The sequence below is a fragment of the Thermodesulfobacterium hveragerdense DSM 12571 genome (assembly GCF_000423845.1).
In the GTDB taxonomy this organism is placed as follows: Bacteria; Desulfobacterota; Thermodesulfobacteria; order Thermodesulfobacteriales; family Thermodesulfobacteriaceae; genus Thermodesulfobacterium; species Thermodesulfobacterium hveragerdense.
Genome location: NZ_AUIT01000001.1, coordinates 63,329 through 78,477 on the forward strand (window position 1 = coordinate 63,329; position 15,149 = coordinate 78,477).

15 protein-coding genes are annotated in these 15,149 nt (G+C 37.2%); 4 read left to right on the plus strand and 11 right to left on the minus strand.

Features of this window, described 5'->3' with window-relative positions; translation table 11 throughout:
• Positions 1 to 11 precede the first annotated feature (11 nt).
• Both dnaK and G580_RS0100390 read right to left on the minus strand, forming a co-directional pair.
• The gene (dnaK, locus tag G580_RS0100385; RefSeq protein WP_028840560.1) at positions 12 to 1,919 is read right to left on the minus strand and encodes a molecular chaperone DnaK; all 1,908 of its coding nucleotides are present in this window, start codon (positions 1,917 to 1,919) and stop codon (positions 12 to 14) included.
• 22 nt (positions 1,920 to 1,941) lie between these two features.
• Entirely contained in the window at positions 1,942 to 2,523 is a 582-nt protein-coding gene (locus G580_RS0100390) for a nucleotide exchange factor GrpE (RefSeq protein ID WP_028840561.1), read from the minus strand.
• Between the two features lie 103 nt (positions 2,524 to 2,626).
• Between G580_RS0100390 and nadC the strand changes: the two genes are divergently transcribed.
• On the plus strand, positions 2,627 to 3,472 hold the full coding sequence (gene nadC / locus G580_RS0100395; RefSeq protein WP_028840562.1) for a carboxylating nicotinate-nucleotide diphosphorylase: 846 nt from the start codon (positions 2,627 to 2,629) through the stop codon (positions 3,470 to 3,472).
• 33 nt (positions 3,473 to 3,505) lie between these two features.
• Here the strand turns inward: nadC and G580_RS0100400 are convergent, their stop codons facing one another.
• Positions 3,506 to 4,468, minus strand: a complete 963-nt coding sequence (locus G580_RS0100400) for a manganese-dependent inorganic pyrophosphatase (protein ID WP_028840563.1) — start codon at positions 4,466 to 4,468, stop codon at positions 3,506 to 3,508.
• A gap of 186 nt (positions 4,469 to 4,654) precedes the next feature.
• On the opposite strand from G580_RS0100400, the gene G580_RS0100405 reads away from it, so the two are divergent.
• The 3 genes from G580_RS0100405 to G580_RS09380 are packed head-to-tail and all read left to right on the plus strand — an operon-like array spanning position 4,655 to position 6,842.
• Positions 4,655 to 5,167: a PilZ domain-containing protein gene (locus tag G580_RS0100405; RefSeq protein WP_028840564.1), complete on the plus strand. Its 513-nt coding sequence runs from the start codon at positions 4,655 to 4,657 to the stop codon at positions 5,165 to 5,167.
• Complete coding sequence (motA, locus tag G580_RS0100410) at positions 5,168 to 6,025, plus strand: flagellar motor stator protein MotA (protein ID WP_028840565.1); 858 nt, start codon at positions 5,168 to 5,170, stop codon at positions 6,023 to 6,025.
• Between the two features lie 10 nt (positions 6,026 to 6,035).
• A complete protein-coding gene (locus G580_RS09380; protein WP_051172902.1) occupies positions 6,036 to 6,842 on the plus strand; it encodes an OmpA family protein in 807 nt (268 codons plus the stop codon).
• Here the strand turns inward: G580_RS09380 and der are convergent.
• The 8 genes from der to atpG are packed head-to-tail and all read right to left on the minus strand — an operon-like array spanning position 6,831 to position 15,137.
• On the minus strand, positions 6,831 to 8,144 hold the full coding sequence (gene der, locus G580_RS0100420; protein ID WP_028840566.1) for a ribosome biogenesis GTPase Der: 1,314 nt from the start codon (positions 8,142 to 8,144) through the stop codon (positions 6,831 to 6,833). The genes G580_RS09380 and der overlap by 12 nt on opposite strands.
• Before the next feature lie 34 nt (positions 8,145 to 8,178).
• Complete coding sequence (locus G580_RS0100425; RefSeq protein WP_028840567.1) at positions 8,179 to 8,619, minus strand: archease; 441 nt, start codon at positions 8,617 to 8,619, stop codon at positions 8,179 to 8,181.
• Positions 8,620 to 8,636: 17 nt separating this feature from the next.
• A complete protein-coding gene (locus G580_RS0100430; RefSeq protein WP_028840568.1) occupies positions 8,637 to 11,075 on the minus strand; it encodes a ComEC/Rec2 family competence protein in 2,439 nt (812 codons plus the stop codon).
• Positions 11,050 to 11,757, minus strand: a complete 708-nt coding sequence (locus G580_RS0100435) for a YggS family pyridoxal phosphate-dependent enzyme (protein ID WP_028840569.1) — start codon at positions 11,755 to 11,757, stop codon at positions 11,050 to 11,052. The genes G580_RS0100430 and G580_RS0100435 overlap by 26 nt, the downstream gene beginning before the upstream one ends.
• The gene (locus tag G580_RS0100440) at positions 11,745 to 12,305 is read right to left on the minus strand and encodes a 5-formyltetrahydrofolate cyclo-ligase (RefSeq protein ID WP_028840570.1); all 561 of its coding nucleotides are present in this window, start codon (positions 12,303 to 12,305) and stop codon (positions 11,745 to 11,747) included. Before G580_RS0100440 ends, G580_RS0100435 begins: the two co-directional genes overlap by 13 nt.
• A 60-nt stretch (positions 12,306 to 12,365) precedes the next feature.
• Positions 12,366 to 12,794: a F0F1 ATP synthase subunit epsilon gene (locus G580_RS0100445; RefSeq protein ID WP_022854598.1), complete on the minus strand. Its 429-nt coding sequence runs from the start codon at positions 12,792 to 12,794 to the stop codon at positions 12,366 to 12,368.
• Positions 12,795 to 12,805: 11 nt separating this feature from the next.
• The gene (atpD, locus tag G580_RS0100450) at positions 12,806 to 14,224 is read right to left on the minus strand and encodes a F0F1 ATP synthase subunit beta (RefSeq protein WP_028840571.1); all 1,419 of its coding nucleotides are present in this window, start codon (positions 14,222 to 14,224) and stop codon (positions 12,806 to 12,808) included.
• Positions 14,225 to 14,255: 31 nt separating this feature from the next.
• A complete protein-coding gene (gene atpG / locus G580_RS0100455) occupies positions 14,256 to 15,137 on the minus strand; it encodes an ATP synthase F1 subunit gamma (RefSeq protein ID WP_028840572.1) in 882 nt (293 codons plus the stop codon).
• Between the last annotated feature and the right edge of the window lie 12 nt (positions 15,138 to 15,149).

The window sequence follows — 15,149 nt, forward strand, 5'->3', positions numbered from 1 at the left end:
TTTTCCCAAGTTTATTTCATTTCTTCAAAATCAGCGTCTATCACATCATCTCCGCCTTTTTTCTGAGAACCTTCTTGAGAAAACTTTTGTTCTTGAGACGTAGAAGAAGCCTTTTCTCTGTAAAGCATCTCTGCAAGTTTATAAGAAGCCTGAGTTAATTCATCGCTTGCCTTTCTTATTTCGTTTATGTCCTCTCCTTCCATAGCCTTCCTTAGTTGGGCTATTTTTTCTTCTACCTCTTTTTTAAGAGGCTCTGAGACTTTATCTCCTAATTCTCTTAAGGTTTTTTCTACAGAATAAATAAGGCTGTCTGCCTGGTTTCGGGCTTCGGCAAGATCCTTTTTTCTTCTATCTTCTTCAGCAAACTGTTCTGCCTCTTTAATAATCTTCTGGATTTCATCTTCACTTAACCCTGAAGTAGGTCTCACTACGATAGACTGTTCTTTCCCGGTGCCTAAGTCTTTAGCAGTAACATGTAAGATCCCATCTGCGTCTATGTCAAAAGTAACCTCTATCTGAGGTACCCCTCTTGGAGCAGGAGGTATGCCTACCAGGTCAAACTTTGCAATACTCTTGTTGTCTTTAGCCAGAGGTCTTTCTCCTTGCAAAACATGGATGGTAACTGCTGTCTGATTATCGGTAGCTGTGGTAAAAATCTGACTCTTTCTGGTAGGTATGGTGGTGCCTCTTGGTATGATAACCGTAAAAACACCTCCCAAGGTTTCAATTCCCAAGGAAAGAGGAGTTACGTCTAAAAGAAGCACATCCTTTACCTCTCCTTTTAACACCCCAGCCTGAATGGCAGCACCCATAGCCACCACTTCATCTGGGTTAACACCTTTCACCGGCTCTTTTCCAAAGATTTCTTTTACCTTTTGTTGAACCCTTGGCATACGGGTCATACCACCAACTAAGATAACCTCACTTATATCCTTTGGAGTGATTCCTGCATCTTTCATGGCAATACGACAGGGTTCTTCTAACCTTTCTATCAAGTCTTCTACTAAACTTTCAAGCTTTGCTCTGGTTAACTTCATTACCAAATGTTTAGGTCCTGAGGCATCAGCGGTAATAAAAGGAAGGTTTATCTCAGTCTCTAAGGTGCTTGAAAGCTCAATTTTAGCCTTCTCAGCCGCTTCTTTTAACCTCTGTAAAGCCATCTTATCTTGTCTTAAGTCTATTCCATGCTCTTTTTTAAACTCTTCTGCAATATAGTCTACTATTCGCATATCAAAATCTTCACCACCTAAAAAGGTATCTCCAGAAGTGGACTTAACTTCAAATACACCATCTCCTATTTCTAAGATAGAGATATCAAACGTTCCTCCTCCAAGGTCAAAAACAGCAATCAACCCTTCCTTTTTCTTTTCAAGCCCGTAAGCTAAGCAAGCAGCCGTAGGCTCGTTGATAATTCTGATAACGTTTAAACCGGCGATCCTGCCTGCGTCTTTGGTTGCCTGTCTCTGACTGTCATCAAAATAAGCAGGAACGGTAATTACCACATCTTTTACTTCCTGGCCTAAATACTCTTCTAAATCTTGCTTGATCTTTCTAAGGATCATGGCTGAAATCTCAGGAGGACTATAACGTTTTCCTCTTATTTCTACATGGGCGTCTCCGTTAGGTGCTTCTACTATCTTATAAGGAACCTTTTTCTTCCATTCCTGTACTACCGGATCGTTAAACTTTCTACCCATCAATCTCTTAATTCCAAAAATGGTGTTTTCTGCATTGATGATGGCCTGCCTTTTAGCAGGAAGGCCAACCAATATCTCTCCGTTTTCTTGAAAGGCTACCACCGAAGGTGTAGTCCTTGTTCCTTCTCTGTTAGGAATTACCTTAGGCTCACCACCCTCAAATATGGCTACACAAGAGTTAGTAGTTCCAAGGTCAATACCTACTATAGGTACTTTGCTCATTTTTCAACCCTCCCTCTAATTTTTATTCGTTTTCTACTATGTTTTCTTCTTCTGTTTCTTTGAGGCTCTCTTCAGAAGGCTTTTGTTCCTCCTTTTTCCCCATACACACACAAACCAAAGCCGGTCTTATTAACCTATCATGCAAGGCATAACCTTTCTGATATACCTTGGTGATACCTCCAGAAGGAACCTCCGGATGAAACTCTGTAGAAAGAGCTTCATGGTAAAAAGGATGAAAAGGCTCTCCTACAGCTGGAGCTACCTGCTTTAGCCCAAATTTTTCAAGGGTAGAAACTAAAGATCTAAAGGTTAACTCAACCCCTTGTTTTAAGGCCTCTATGTTTTGAGTAGTAGAAAAAGCCTCTAACGCCCTTTCTAAATTATCTATAGCAGGTAATATCTCTTTAAAAAAGTTTTCCAAAGCAAACTTATAATACTCTTCTTTTTCTCTTTTAAAACTTTTCTTTAGATTTTCTATCTCAGCCGCATACCTTAAGGCTAAATCTTTCCAGTATTTAATCTCCTCTTCCTCTTTAGCCTTAATTTCTTGTTGAGTTTCACGATTTTCCTCTAAATTATGTTCTTTTTCTTTAACCTCTTCCATATAAGCTCACCTCCCAAACTTAGCACCCTTTACATCTTACCGTTTTAAGTTATGATAAAAATTAAGACTTTTATTTAATTTTTCCAGAGTATTAAACCAAAAAATGCTTGAAAAATGGAAAATTAGAAATATTTTGGCCCAAGCTTTTGAGGAAGATATACCTTTTTATGATGTAACCACAGAACTGGTGGTCAAAGAAGACCCTATAGTAAAAGCTTATTTTTTAGCTAAAGAACCTATGGTAGTATGTGGTACGTTGGTGGTAGAGGAAGGGTTTGCCTTTATCGACCCAGAAATAAAAATCTCTTGGCACTACCACGACGGTCAAGAAATAAAACCCTATACTAAAATAGGAATGGTAGAAGGTAGGGTAAAAAGTATACTTAAAGCAGAAAGGGTGGTTCTTAACCTTTTTCAACATCTTTCTGGGATTGCCACTTATACCCGAAAGATGGTAAAAAAACTTAACCCATATAAAACCATCCTGCTTGATACCAGAAAAACCCTTCCTGGCTTAAAGGTTTTACAAAAATATGCGGTTAAAGTGGGAGGAGCACAAAATCATCGTTTTTCTCTTTCTGATGGTATCCTCATAAAGGATAATCATATCAAGGTTTTAGGAGGAATAGAAAAAATCCCTCAAGTACTTAAAACTTTACCTCATTACCTAAAAATAGAGATAGAGGTAAAATCTTTAGAAGAGTTAGAGTTTTTATTAAAAGCCAAAGCACCTATAGATGTAGTTCTTTTAGATAACTTTACCCCAGAAAACGTGCAGAAAGCAAAAGATCTTATCAACCATTACAACCCTAATCTTAAAATAGAAGTCTCTGGTGGGATTAATTTAGATAACATAGAGTATTTTGCCAAACTTGAGGTTGATTATCTCTCTTCTGGGAGCTTAACCCATTCGGTTAGAGCAGTAGACATTAGCTTAAAAATAGAATAGAGGGAGGGAAGAAACCCTCCCCTTGGTATCATTTTAAAGGTTAGCGAAAGTCTTTTCTAAAGGTGGTACCACTTCTTTCTTTCTACTCATAACCCCTGGCAACCAAACGCTTTTTCCTTCTAATTTCTTTCCAAAAGTAATCTCGACGATCTTTGGTTCGTCTGTGATAACCATCAACTCGGTGCCTTCCTTCATGATGTCTGTTAACATCAACACCACAGAATGATAAGCCCCTTCCACCTTAATCTTGTTAAGTTCATCATAGATTTCATCAAACCTGTTTTCTACGGTTTTTAAGTCGATCAACTCGATCTGACCTACTCCAACCTTTTTACCACTCATGTTGTAGTCTTTGAAGTCTCTCATGATGATGTCTTTGGCAGACATTCCAGAAACATCAGAAAGTTTGGATTTTACCTCTACACCAAAGTTTATAATGTCGTCTATCCCGGCGATCTTAGCCAAAGCTTCAGCTGCTTCTTTGTCAGCCTCAGTGGTGGTAGCAGATTTAAAAACCACGGTATCGCTTAAGATGGCTGCAAGCATGAGACCAGCCATTTCCTTAGGGATTTCAAGCCCTGTTTTATCAAAGAGAAACTTCAAAACAGTACCAGTACAACCTACTGGGAAGTTAACAAAAAATATCGGATTAGGAGTGGTTACATCTCCGATTTTGTGGTGGTCGACCACGGCTACTATTTCAGCCTTGTCTATGTTATCAACACTTTGCACCTTATCAGAATGATCTACTAAAGCAACGGCCTTACCTTCGCCGTCTGTCATAATCTCAGGCACTGCTACTCCAAATTTTTCTAAGACAAACTTTGTTTCTGCATTAGGTTCTCCTTGAATGACAGGCACGGCCTCCTTTTCTACCTTCATGATTTTACAGCCTGCTTTTTTCCAAGCGTTTAAAAGGTAAGCAAACACTATGGCAGAAGCCACAGAATCAGTATCAGGTTTTTTGTGCCCCACTACATAAATTTGATGATGCATAAGGTCACCTCCTAAAAATTTATTTTTGAATTTTAAATAAACTATTATACTAATTTTTCCGTCTTGTCAACCCTAAAAATTAACTATATAATTTTAAAATTAAAAAAAATCTGTTCCCAAAGGGGAAATTTTAAAGTTTTTTGGAATCTTTCCGATTTATTTTATAAAATCTCTTTCAGAGGATTTATGGAGAGAGAAGCCGTAAGAATAGATGTAATAATTCCTTTAGAGGTGACCAAGTTAGACCCCTCTGAGATAGAAAACAGAATAGCCCATGTGGTAGGAGATACCTCTATTTTTTCCTACATTCCTATTAAAGATACGATAGATGAAGCGTTAAACTCTTGGTTAAAGCTAATCAACGCAAAACTTGATTACCTTATCAACCTTATGTCTCGGGAAAAAGAAGGATTTAACAACCTTCCTTATAAAAAAGTAAACTTAAGTGAAAAAGGCCTAAGGTTTATCAGCCAAGACCCTTTTGAGATAAACGATTTTGTAGAAGTAAAAACAGTATTAGACCTTTATCAGCCTGTAGGTTTTTATCTTTATGGCAAGGTAGTCAGATGTAAACCTGTAGAGGGAAAGTTTGAAGTAGCTGTTGAGTTTGTAAACCTTAACAAAACCATCAGAGAAAAAATCAGTTTTTTTATCCTGCAAAAGGAAAGGGAAATCATCAGAGAGATGAGGGAAATCTAAATGCCTTCTATAGTAGGTTTTATTGTAGTCATAGTATGTGTTTTTGGTGGGTATGCCTTAGAACACGGGAATTTTTCAGTTCTTGTACAGCCGGTAGAATGGTTAATCATCTTTGGAGCAGCAGGAGGAGCCTTATTAGCAGCTTCAACCCAACCTGCTTTAAAAGGGGTTATCCAATATTCTATCAAAGGACTTACTAAACCCCAAATTTATGGAAAACAAGATTTTATAGACCTACTGCTTCTTTTAAACGACATTTTTAGAAAAATCAAAAAAGAAGGTTTAATCTCGATCGAGCAGGACATTGAAAACCCAGAAGCAAGTAAAATCTTTTCAAGCTATCCTAAGGTTCTTGCTAATCATCACGCCTTAGACTTTATTAGAAACACTTTTCGTTCTATTTTAACCACCAACATCACACATTTTGAACTGGAAGCCCTTTTAGAAAATGAGATAGAAATCATCCACCATGAAAATTTAGAACCAGTACACCGTCTTGAAAAACTTGCAGACTCTATGCCAGGGTTAGGGTTGGTGGCTGCGGTTTTAGGTATAATTTTAACGATGGGAAAGATTGATGAGCCACCTGAAGTTTTAGGTCATCACCTTTCTATAGCTCTTGCAGGTACGTTTATCGGTATCTTAACCTGTTATGGCTTTTTAACCCCTCTTGTCCAAAAATTGGAGTTTTTTTGCAATCAAGAAAAAGAATATCTTAACGTCATCAAAACCGCTATCGTTTATTTTATAGGAGGAGGAGCCCCTCAGATAGCGGTTGAATTTGCCAGGAGAACCATACCCCCTCATATGAGACCATCTTTTGAAGAACTTGAAAACCTTATGAAAGGTAAAAAATAACAAATAAACCATGACCACTCCTCCTATAATCATCAAAAAGGTAAAAAAAGTCGTCGGAGGTCATCATGGAGGTTCCTGGAAGATTGCTTATGCAGACTTTTTAGCAGGGATGATGACCTTTTTTCTTTTGATGTGGCTGGTAAGTATCATGGAACCTAAACAGAAGGCTCAGGTTGCAGCCTATTTTAGAAAGTTTAACATTTTTGAAAAGGCTGGTGTAAGTATGCTTATGGAGTATTACCGAAAAGGCACATTAAAGAGCGAACAGAGTGGAATCATGCCTGAGGCCAAGTTTGACCTAAAAAAAGAAGAAGAAAAGATAAAAAAAATCGTAGAAACAAGGCTAAAATCTCTTAAAGAACATATTTTAATAGAAACTCAAGAGATTTCAGAAAAAGAAAAAATCATCCGTATAGAAATCGTAGAACTTACCAATCAACCTTTATTCCAGAGCGGTAGTGCAGAGTTAACCCCTGCTGCTAAGTCTATACTACAAACCTTAGCCCAGGAGTTAAAAGACGTTTCTGCAACCATAACCATAGAAGGACATACAGATGCTGTCCCTTCAAGAAGAGGAAAGGTAGGAAACTGGGAACTCTCTACTGCCAGAGCCCTTTCAGCCATGTTAGAGTTAGAAAAAAACGGAGTACCTCCAGAAAAAATAAAAGAAGTAGTAGGATATGCAGACAACCTACCTTTAATAAAAGATAATCCCTCTGACCCAAGAAACAGAAGGATAAGCTTAGTCATACATTACCAACCACCTAAAGAAACCTCCCAAGTCCAACCTATCTCCTCTACCAACTCAACTCCTTAGCCTAAAAACCACTTTAATAGGAACTTTATCAAAATTCAGATGCTTTTGGAAACTGTTTCTGATAAACTTTTCTATGCTTTTAGGCACCTCTTCTGGGTCAAAATTGATAAAAAATACAAAGGTAGGAGGCTTGGTGTCTGTTTGGGTAGCATAATAAAATTTAAGCTTTTTCCCTTTTATCGAAAAATTATGGTTCTCCTTTAGGTATTCCAAAAGTTTATTCACCTGAGCAGTGTTTACCCTTAAACTATATTGTTCCATTACCTCCTTTAAAACACTCCAAATTTCATTTACCCTTCTTCCAGTTTTGGCTGAAATGGTAAGAATAGGAAGCCAAGGCATAAACCTTACTCCATGTTTTATCCTTTCTAAAACCAGATTTCCAGCCTCTCTCTTTTTATCAAAAAGGTCCCACTTATTTACTAAAAGGATGCAGGCTTTGTGATGTTTATATACCTGTCTTAACAAACGCTGATCTTGGTTAGTTATCCCTTCCTCTGCAGTAACCATCATAAGTACCACATCTACTCTTTCAATAGTATGTAAAGCCTTATCTACACCAAATTTTTCTGCTCTCTCTTCTAACTTAGTTCTTCTTCTTATTCCTGGAGTGTCTATCAACAAAAAAGTTTCTCCGGTAGGTAAACTTAACCTTACATCTACACAATCTCTGGTAGTCCCAGGAATTTCAGATACGATCACCCTTTCATATCCTACCAAACGGTTAACAAGCGTACTTTTCCCTACGTTTGGTCTTCCAAGAATCGCTATCTTTAGCAGCTCTTCTTGAGGTATTTCTTCTATCGATCCTTCTAACTGCTTTTCTATTAGATTTTTTAATTCGGTAATATTTTTTTTGTTTTTAGCAGAAATAGGAATAATCTCTGGAAAACCTAAAGAATAAAATTCAAAAATCCTTTCTTTATCTTCCTTGGCTTCTACTTTGTTTATTACCAATAAAATCTTTTTATCTTTTTTTCTCAAATATTCTGCAATAACCTTGTCTCCTTCAGTCAATCCCTGTTTAGCATCCACCACAAAAATAACCAAATCAGCCTCTTCCAAAGCCTGGTCTACCAGCTTTTTGATGACTTCACTAAAAAACTCTTTTTCTCCCCATTCTATACCCCCTGTATCAACTAATTTTACCCCTTTTCCCTCTTCTAACTCAAGATATCCCTCTACCAAGTCTCGAGTAACCCCAGGGGTTCGTTCAACGATAGCTTTTTTCTCTCTGATAAGGGTGTTAAAAAGTGTGGATTTACCTACATTAGGTCTTCCTACGATAAATATTTTAGCCATAACTCATCCCTTTAATATAAGTTTATCTAAAATCTTATACATCTACCACACACTGAGCTATCCAAAGGTCACCTTTTCTCTCTACCTTAGCCAAAGTAAAAGTAGCTCCTTTTACCTCAACCCCATACCCAAACTTTTCTGGAGAATATTTTTCTCCTAATAACGTCCCCTCTAACCTTACTCTCTGATCACTTTCCCATATTTTACCTTTAAATTCTTTAAAAAAGACATTTTCCAAAGCAAACAAGCTTAACACCTTATTGATAAAAATCACCACCAGTTCCTCTAAAAAATCTGCCTCTACCTTTATCTCTACCCTTTGATCGGCTGCTATTTTATTAAAATCTACTTCTTCTCCAATCAAGCTAAAAAGGGCCTTTATCAAATTAGAAAAAGCCTCTTCTAAGGTCTTTCCATAACCTCTTATCCCTATGTCTGCTCCATGTTCAAAAGTTTCGTAACTTTTAGATACCATGACCTTCTCCTGAAGTTTTAGTTTAATTCCCCATATCTATGATAAATAAAGGTCTTACAAGAGTCATGACTTATATAGTAAGGAACTAAAGGGAAAAACATCTTAACCTCAAAATTTGTTCTTCTTGTTTTTTCTGAACATACTATAAAATAATCATCCTTTGGGAAAACATAAAGGGTTCCTTCTTCAGCAGTAGAAAAATGAGGAATACCTTTTGTCTCAAGCAAAATTTTAACTTCTGGATGAGGATGATAAGGTCCTCTACCTGAAGTCAAAACTACTTTAGGTTTTAACCAGCTTAAAACCTCCTGATTTATCCCCTTTTTTGAACCATGATGAGGAGAAATCAACACCTCAGCCGGGAAAACTCTACCCTCTTCTTTTAACCTATAAAACCGCTCTATGTCTATATCGCCAGGGCAAAAAATGGTCAAACCTTCGTGTTCTAAAACTACAACCATGCTCTCTCGGTTAAGATCTTCGTAAAATTCAGCTCCAGGGAAAAGAAAAACCTCTGTCTCTACTATTTTTAAACTCTGAAGAGAAAAAATCTCTTCTAAAGGATAAAGTAGGCTTACCTTTTCCCAATCTTGTGAGTTAAACTTTCCCGTAACCTCTCTTTTTATTAAAAAATTTTTTTTCAGGGTGTTATAACCTCCGCTGTGGTCAAGGTCAGGATGTGAAATTATTAACAGTTCTATCATCGAAATCCCAAGCTTTCTCAAAGTAGGCTCCAAATAAAACTTAGTCCAATTAAAACCTTGACTCCCTGAAGAGTTAGTAGCAAAATTGGGCCCTGTATCTATCATGATGTATCTATCCGCAGACTTAAAAACCATGGCATTTGCTCTACCTACATCTAAAACAAGAAAGTAACTTACTCTTTTGTACAGAGTATCAACAACTATCACAAATAATGAAAAACTTACAAAACAAATCAGAGAAATCTTTTTAGAACCAAAATACCAGGCAATACCTATAAAAATAATAAAGCTTAACCATAACCAACAAAAAAGGGTTAAAGGTAAGTTTAGATTGATATAGCCTTCCCAAAAAGGTAAGTAATTATATAGGCAAAAAATTTTTCCTATAAAATTACCTAAACCTAAGGCTATTTCTGGTAAAATGAAAGAAAAAAAAGCTACTAAGATGCAACCGGGAATAAAGATAAAACTCCAAAAAAAGCCTGCCAATAGATTATTAAAAACCGTCCATATAGGGAATTTTCCGTTTATGGCAAAAATAAAAGGCATAAGTAATATACTTACTACCACAGAAACCCAAGAGGAATAAACTATCCAGTTTAAAAACCGATGATACCACCTATCAGAAGATAAAATTCTATTTAAAAAGCCAAAAAAGTAAAACCTATAAAACCTATCACCTAAAATCAAGCCTAAGGTAGCCATAAAAGAAAGTAAAAACGAAAAGTTACCTATCAGGTAAGGTTGAAAAACAAGGATAACTCCTGCGGTAAGAAATAGGATGATTAAACCTGAAGTTCTTCGAAAAAACAATCGAGAAAATATGTAGATAAAAAGAAACAGAAAAGCTCTATAGGCTGAAGGGCAAAAACCAGAAAAGACAAGAATAGAAAAGGCTGCTGGAAGGGCTGTTATATAAGCTAAATTTTGTAAGGGATATCCCCATTTTACCGCAGGGGTAAAACCAAGCAACCAAAAACTGAAACGATAAAATAACCAAAACATAACAGCTAAATTAAAACCTGAGATGGCTAAAAGATGGTAAAGTCCTTGATCCTTTAATCTTTCTTTAACTTCCTCTGGAAGGTTAGTTTCTACTCCTAAAACCAAAGCTTGAAAAAGACCTTTTGCCTCTTGGTCAAGTCTTTCTGAAAATTGAAAAAGTTTAAACCTTAAAGCCTCTAATTGAAAACCCTTAGAATCCCTGCATACCCAACCTTTTTCCTTTATAAAAACTAACTCTCCTTCGTATCCTTTGGCTTTTAATCTTAATTCCTTTTGGAAAAAGAATGGAAGGGAATACTCCTTTATATTTTTAGGTTTGAACCACATAAGACACTCTTGACCAGGACTAAAATATAAACCATCGGTTTTAAACACAATCCTTCCTCTTTCTTTATCATAAGCCTCGATAAAATAACCTCCAAAATAGGGTTCCACCTTCTCTATACTTACATAACTTCCAAACTCTCTGTCCTCTGTTAAATTTAAACGAGATTCCCAATAATTTTTGCTAAAAATTAAAGAACCAATAAGAATAACACTGAATAATAAAAGATTGAACAACCTCTTTTCTTTAGATAAAAAATACCAAAAACACAAAAAAAGCATCAAACCTAAAGAAGGTACCCACCAAGGAATACCTAAAAAACCTAAAAAAAGACCTAAAGAAATTCCTGCTACCAACAAGAAAAGCTTAGAATTCTTTTCAGGAAAAAAGGTTTTCTTAGGGGGTACGCTCTCTTTTACCAAAAAGAGCCTCTCCTATTCTAATAATAGTAGCTCCTTCTTCTACAGCTACGGTATAGTCGTGACTGGTTCCCATAGAAAGCTCTCTAAATTCATTGCCTAAATAAGGTTTCAACCTTTCAAAAAGTTTGCCCATTTCTACAAAATAAGGCCTTACTTCTTCGGGATTTTCCTTATAAGGAGGTAAACACATAAGACCTATTATCTTAAGTTTGTCAAAATTACTTATTTTTTCTAAAAAATCCTCTACCTCATCTTTGGTTATCCCTGCTTTAGTAGGTTCCTCTCCTATGTTTATTTCCACCAGCACCGGGACTCGTTTGTTTAACTTCTCAGCCTGTTTTTGTATTTCTTTAGCCAAATCATAACGGTCTAAGGTATGTAAAACCGAAAAAAAGTTTAAAGCCCTTTTCACCTTGTTGGTCTGAAGCCTTCCTATGAAATGCCATTCTATATCTAAGAAAAAAAGTTCTTTGATTTTTTTCTCTCCCTCTTGTACATAGTTTTCTCCGAAAAGTTTTATACCAAGTTCATAAGCAATCTTTATTTTCTCTATACTTTGACCTTTAGAGGCACCTAAAACTTGAATTGAATCCATTGGTCTACCAGCTTTTAAGCAAGCTTTTTGTAGGTTGTCTATTAAAATTGTATAATTTTTCTTTAAAACCTCTTTTAAGGATTGCATGCCCAAACCCCCTTTTCTGTAACCAAAAAATCTACCTTACAATCATGAGGTTCTAAAGAAAGTTTGTTAAAAACTTGAAAGGAAAAAGCAACCCCTATTTTTTTCCCTTTTATTTGAGATAAAACTCGGTCATAAAAACCTCCTCCATAACCTATCCTACCTCCTTTCAAATCAAAAGCTAAACCGGGAACAAAGATTAATTCTATATCTCCCAACTCTATTTTAGGATGTTCAACTGGTGGTTCTAACAAACCAAAAGGTCCTGGTCTTAAATCAGAAAAACTGTAAACTTGATGAAAGGTTAGTTTTTTTTGTTGAACCCAGGTTTTAGGTAAATAGACCTTTTTTTCTAAAAAGGCTTTTCCTATCAAATAAAGAAGAGACACTTCACCGTCTTTTGGATAATAGTAAATGATCTTTTGAGTTTTTTGATAAAAAGCTAATTTTTCTATATGCTTACAGATAATAAGACTTAACCTTTCCAGATATTCTAGGTTATAAGACTTTCTAAAAAAACGGATTAACTCACGAACTGCTGATTTTTGCAACTTTAAAAAAAGAGACCCCTGCATCTTTCAGGGGCCTCAAAGATAGATTTATCTAAATGTTTATCGAGGAACGCCTGTTTTTCCTTTCTCTGCTACCAAAAGTCTGGTCAAAGCTCTCTGGAGAGCAGCTCTTGCCCTGGCATAATCAATTTTCTCTGCCTGAGCCATATATTGTTGTATCCTTTTTTCTGCCCTTTCCTTGGCTTTTAAAGCCCTTTCTACGTCTATTTCATATGCTCTTTCGGCTGATTCTACTAAAAAGGTTATCTTATTGTTAAAGACCTCGCAAAAACCACCGCTTATAGCTACCCACTCTTCTTTATCTCCTACACGGTAACGAAGAGGTCCTATTTTCACTGCCGCTACCATAGGGGCATGGTTAGCTAAAACTCCAAACTCTCCAGCTACCCCTGGAGCAGTGACGATGTCTACCTCTTCACTTACCACCACCCTATCTGGGGTTATTATTTCAAGTAAAATCTTAGCCATTTATCCCTCCGTTAACCCTCCAGTAACTTCTTACCTTTTTCTACTGCTTCTTCAATGGTTCCAACCATATAAAAAGCCTGTTCTGGGAGGTCGTCGTGTTTTCCTTCTAATATCTCTTTAAAACCTTTGATTGTATCTTCAAGCTTTACATATCTCCCAGGTGTACCTGTAAACTGTTCTGCCACGTGGAAGGGCTGAGAAAGGAACCTTTGGATCTTTCTAGCACGAGCCACGATAATCTTATCTTCTTCAGAAAGCTCTTCAACGCCAAGGATGGCTATGATGTCTTGAAGGTCTTTATATCTCTGTAAAACCTGTTGTACTTGACGAGCAACCATATAGTGTTCCCAACCTAAAACATTAGGATCAAGAATACGAGACTGAGAATCCAATGGGTCCACAGCAGGATAAATACCAAGCTCTGCAATTTGTCTGGACAAAACCACTGTACCGTCAAGATGGGCAAAGGTAGTAGCTGGTGCTGGGTCTGTCAAGTCGTCTGCAGGCACGTAAACACACTGCACAGAGGTAATAGAACCTTTACTGGTAGAGGTAATCCTCTCTTGCAAAGCTCCCAAGTCTGTAGCCAAGGTAGGTTGATAACCCACTGCAGAAGGGATTCTTCCAAGAATAGCAGAAACCTCAGAACCTGCTTGGGTAAAACGGAAGATGTTATCGATAAACAAAAGCACATCCTGTCCTTCTTCATCTCTAAAATATTCAGCTACAGTAACCCCTGTAAGACCAACTCTTGCACGTGCTCCAGGAGGCTCGTTCATCTGACCATAAACCAATGCAGCTTTATCGATAACTCCCGAATGTTTCATCTCTAAATAAAGGTCGTTACCTTCACGGGTCCTTTCTCCAACGCCACAGAAAACAGAGATACCACCATGTTCCATAGCGATGTTATGGATCATTTCCATCATAACGACTGTCTTACCCACACCTGCTCCACCAAAAGTACCCATCTTTCCACCACGAGGGAAAGGAATAAGAAGGTCAAAAACTTTAACACCTGTTTCCAAAACCTTAATGGTCACATCCTGTTCTGTAAGAGCTGGAGCTGGTCTGTGAATAGGATAATACTTATCAGAGGTAATAGGACCTGCTTCGTCCACAGGCTCACCTACCACGTTCATAATCCTTCCAAGGGTTGGCTTACCTACAGGCACTTTAATAGGCTCTCCGGTTGCCCAGACCTCTTGTCCTCTTCTCAAACCGTCGGTAGTATCCATAGCAATACAACGAACAACGTTATCTCCTAACTGTTGAGCTACCTCTAAAACTAAGTTCCACTCTCTATCATCTATAGCTGGGTTGGTCACCTTTAACGCATCAAGCAGTTTAGGAACCTGTCCCGGAGGAAACTCAACGTCTACAACTGGACCCATAACCTGAACTATCTTTCCCATTACTTTTTCAGCCATACTTTAACCTCCTAAAAGCTTTTAATATTTGTTAACCTTTTTTGATAGCTTCAGCACCACCAACTATGTCCATCAACTCTTTAGTAATAGAAGCTTGCCTGGTTTTGTTAAAAAGCAAGGTTAATTGCCTTACCATATCTCCACAAGCCCTATTAGCATTATCCATAGCCGTCATACGAGCTGCTTGTTCACTAACCGCCGTCTCAAGCATAGCCGCAAAAACTACCGTGTTTACATAAAGAGGTAAAATCTCAGGTAAAAGCTCCTCCTCTTCTGGTTCATAGATATAAGAGTAGCTAACCTTAGGCTTTTCTTCACCTTCTTTTGGTTCAAAACTCAAAGGCAAAAGCTTTTCTACCTTAGGAATTTGTCTGATTAAATTAACAAAATAACCATATACAATATAAACCTCATCCCATTCACCATTTAAAAATGCTCTCATAGCCGAACGAGCTATTTTTCTTGCATCTTGAATAAGCACCTTACCCATCACATCCGTATAAGCTTCTTTGATGGGTGCCCTTTTAGCAAAATAATTTGCTCCTTTCCTACCTACACAGATTAACTCTACCTCTTTACCTTCTTTTTTAAATCTCGCTATCGTCTTTTCTGTTTCTTTTATCAACATAGAGTTAAACGCACCACAAAGACCTCTGTCGGCAGAAACTAAGATGATACCAACCTTTTTTACCTCTCTTACCTGAAGTAACTCTATCTTCTGGGGGTTGATACCACCAGAGCTTACAAGGTTACCTATTGCCTCTTCAAACTTGTTTTTATAAGGACGAAAACCTTCAAGTCTCCTTTGGATAGAACGAAGCTTGGCAGAAGCCACCATGTTCATAGCTTTGGTGATCTGCCCTATCTTCTTTACCGCATCTATCTTCTTTCTGATATCTCTTAAGTTAGGCATTTTTACCCCCTT

Excerpts from the sequence above, each read along its gene's own strand:
- G580_RS0100435 (WP_028840569.1), bottom strand. The coding sequence starts at position 11,757 with ATGCAATCCTTAAAAGAGGTTTTAAAGAAAAATTATACAATTTTAATA.
- motA (WP_028840565.1), top strand. The coding sequence starts at position 5,168 with ATGCCTTCTATAGTAGGTTTTATTGTAGTCATAGTATGTGTTTTTGGT.
- G580_RS09380 (WP_051172902.1), top strand. The coding sequence starts at position 6,036 with ATGACCACTCCTCCTATAATCATCAAAAAGGTAAAAAAAGTCGTCGGA.
- G580_RS0100405 (WP_028840564.1), top strand. The coding sequence starts at position 4,655 with ATGGAGAGAGAAGCCGTAAGAATAGATGTAATAATTCCTTTAGAGGTG.
- atpD (WP_028840571.1), bottom strand. The coding sequence starts at position 14,224 with ATGGCTGAAAAAGTAATGGGAAAGATAGTTCAGGTTATGGGTCCAGTT.
- G580_RS0100425 (WP_028840567.1), bottom strand. The coding sequence starts at position 8,619 with ATGGTATCTAAAAGTTACGAAACTTTTGAACATGGAGCAGACATAGGG.
- nadC (WP_028840562.1), top strand. The coding sequence starts at position 2,627 with ATGCTTGAAAAATGGAAAATTAGAAATATTTTGGCCCAAGCTTTTGAG.
- G580_RS0100390 (WP_028840561.1), bottom strand. The coding sequence starts at position 2,523 with ATGGAAGAGGTTAAAGAAAAAGAACATAATTTAGAGGAAAATCGTGAA.
- der (WP_028840566.1), bottom strand. The coding sequence starts at position 8,144 with ATGGCTAAAATATTTATCGTAGGAAGACCTAATGTAGGTAAATCCACA.
- atpG (WP_028840572.1), bottom strand. The coding sequence starts at position 15,137 with ATGCCTAACTTAAGAGATATCAGAAAGAAGATAGATGCGGTAAAGAAG.
- G580_RS0100400 (WP_028840563.1), bottom strand. The coding sequence starts at position 4,468 with ATGCATCATCAAATTTATGTAGTGGGGCACAAAAAACCTGATACTGAT.
- dnaK (WP_028840560.1), bottom strand. The coding sequence starts at position 1,919 with ATGAGCAAAGTACCTATAGTAGGTATTGACCTTGGAACTACTAACTCT.
- G580_RS0100445 (WP_022854598.1), bottom strand. The coding sequence starts at position 12,794 with ATGGCTAAGATTTTACTTGAAATAATAACCCCAGATAGGGTGGTGGTA.